The 1,171-nt window shown below is 59.6% G+C and carries 1 protein-coding gene; it reads left to right on the top strand.

Annotation, left to right across the window (positions count from 1 at the left end; all coding sequences use genetic code 11):
* Entirely contained in the window at positions 1 to 1,023 is a 1,023-nt protein-coding gene (locus HLH25_RS19880; RefSeq protein ID WP_310889150.1) for an IS4 family transposase, read from the top strand.
* The last annotated feature ends 148 nt before the right edge of the window (positions 1,024 to 1,171 follow it).

The following is a 1,171-nucleotide window of genomic DNA, read 5'->3' as shown; positions in this document are numbered from 1 at the left end:
CTGCGGTGCCTCTGGGCAGGGCTGCGGGATGTCGGTCATGATGAGGTTCGCGTCACCGGCAAATCGGGCATTTCACAGGCGCGAACCCGACTGGGGGCGGAACCTCTGCGGCAGCTTTACAAGAACTGCGTCGGTCCCGTCGCCACACCCGCTACGGTGGGAGCGTATTACAAGGATTGGCATCTCGTTGCCATGGACGGCTCCACGCTCGACGTGCCGGACGAGATCGGCAATCGCGCGACTTTTGGTGGTCCGACGACCTATAACGACCGATGCCCGTTTCCGCAGATCCGGTTCGTCACCCTCGCCGAGATCGGCACGCGTGTCATGTTCGGCGCGGAAATGGCCGACTACGCCACCAGCGAAAGAGAACTTGCACGTGCGGTGATTGGACGTCTGCGACCGGGCATGCTGTGCATGATGGATCGGGGCTTTTTCAGTTTCGACATGATGCAGCAGATCAAGGAGACCGGGGCGGACGTGCTGCTGCGCGCCCGGAAGGATATCATGTTGCCCGTAATGGAAACCTTGCCCGATGGCTCATGGCGCAGCGAATTGAATACATGGCGCCGCGCGGAACGCAGTGGCGGCAACCCCCTGGATCCCATCCCGGTCCGGGTCGTGCGCTATCGACTGGAGGGCGTGGAGAACAGCGACGAAACCTACACGCTGGTCACGACGATCCTCGATCCGGAGCGTGCTCCCGCCTCGGATCTGGCGGCGCTTTATCACGAGCGTTGGGAGATCGAGACCGCGTTCGACGAGCTTAAGACCCATCTGCGGGGCGCACGTCTGTGTTTGAGGAGCAAGACGCCCGAACTTGTCCGTCAGGAATTCCATGGCCTGATGCTTGCGCATTTCGCGATACGAAGCCTGATGCACGAAGCCGCCCTGAAAGCAAAGGAAGATCCGGACCGTCTGTCATTCACCCATAGCTTGAGGGTCATACGACGCAAGATAGGCCATATGGTCCTGCTTTCCCCCTCGACAGAGAAAAAAGGCACGGAACAACATCCTGCTTGAAATTCTTGAAGAGCGTGTCGTCAGCAGTCGCGGAAAATCGCGTCACCGCGGCGTCAAGCGGCTCAAACCACGTTATCCTCGTCGCCATCGTGGCAGGCCTCCACCCTATCGCCCCAATATCGTCATTATACCCTCTAAGTGAACAGTA

This window comes from Gluconacetobacter dulcium (genome assembly GCF_014174165.1).
In the GTDB taxonomy this organism is placed as follows: Bacteria; Pseudomonadota; Alphaproteobacteria; order Acetobacterales; family Acetobacteraceae; genus Gluconacetobacter; species Gluconacetobacter dulcium.
This window is presented reverse-complemented; position numbering and strand designations above follow the sequence as displayed.